This is a genomic window from Pseudoalteromonas sp. bablab_jr011, from assembly GCF_016464045.1.
Classification (GTDB): Bacteria; Pseudomonadota; Gammaproteobacteria; order Enterobacterales; family Alteromonadaceae; genus Pseudoalteromonas; species Pseudoalteromonas lipolytica.
Map to the genome: position 1 here is coordinate 1 of NZ_JACDWU010000264.1, position 324 is coordinate 324.

Here is a 324-nt window from a genome sequence, read left to right on the forward strand (position 1 = left end):
AAAAGCAGAAGCGATGCGCATAGAGCAGGAACGCGCTGCGGCAGAAAAGGCTGAAGCTGAACGTATCGCTGCAGAACAGCAAGCAGCAGAGCAACGTCGTCAAGAACAACAAGCGCGTTTTGCAGAGCAAGAAGCGGCCATGAAGTTAGAGCAGGAGCGTATTGCAGCTGAACAGGCGCAGCGTGAAGCAGAGCAAATTGCAGCACAAAAAGCTGAAGCCGAACGTGTAGAACAAGCACGCGTTGCAGCAGAAAAAGCTGAAGCCGAACGTGTAGAACAAGCACGCATTGCAGCAGAGAAGGCACAAGCCGAACGTGTAGAACA

At 52.5% G+C, this 324-nt stretch carries 1 pseudogene; it reads left to right on the forward strand.

The window, feature by feature from the left end:
• Nucleotides 1-324 (forward strand): annotated as a pseudogene (locus tag JIG41_RS15910) (signal recognition particle-docking protein FtsY); the annotation flags it as partial.